The 618-nt window shown below is 50.2% G+C and carries 1 protein-coding gene; it reads left to right on the top strand.

The genetic code is table 11. The features are described 5' to 3' along the window. Nucleotides 1-78: 78 nt before the first annotated feature. A partial coding sequence (gene trpD / locus R7E38_RS23095; RefSeq protein WP_318082180.1) for an anthranilate phosphoribosyltransferase occupies nucleotides 79-618 on the top strand: 540 nt, incomplete at its 3' end.

Raw genomic sequence — 618 nt, 5'->3', positions numbered from 1 at the left:
ACGGCGCAACCTTGTTGGGCAACGCGATTGAATGGGCGCTTGAGAAAAATAACGCATAAGGAAATGGGGAGAGAAACTATGGAAGCAATCATCAACAAACTGTACGAACAGCAATCACTGACTCAAGAAGAAAGCCAACAGCTATTCGACATTATTATTCGCGGCGAGCTTGATCCAATTTTAATGGCATCGGCATTAACAGCATTAAAGATCAAAGGCGAAACGCCTGATGAAATTGCCGGTGCAGCAAAAGCCCTACTGGCGAATGCGAACCCGTTCCCTCGCCCTGATTACGACTTTGCAGACATCGTAGGAACAGGGGGCGATGGTCACAATACTATCAATATCTCGACGACGGCCGCCTTTGTTGCAGCAGCATGTGGCCTAAAGGTCGCGAAACACGGCAACCGCAGCGTATCAAGTAAATCCGGCTCTTCTGACTTACTGGACTCGTTTGGCATCAACCTAGCAATGAGTGCTGAAGACACCCGCAAAGCGGTTGACGACATTGGCGTTGCCTTCTTGTTCGCGCCTCAATATCACGGAGGCGTTCGCCACGCGATGCCTGTGCGCCAAACCATGAAAACGCGCACCATTTTCAACATTCTTGGCCCGTTG

Source organism: Vibrio sp. Vb2131 (assembly GCF_033338535.1).
In the GTDB taxonomy this organism is placed as follows: Bacteria; Pseudomonadota; Gammaproteobacteria; order Enterobacterales; family Vibrionaceae; genus Vibrio; species Vibrio alginolyticus.
The sequence above is the reverse complement of the archived record's forward strand: the minus strand, read 5'-3'. Positions and strand labels throughout refer to the sequence as shown.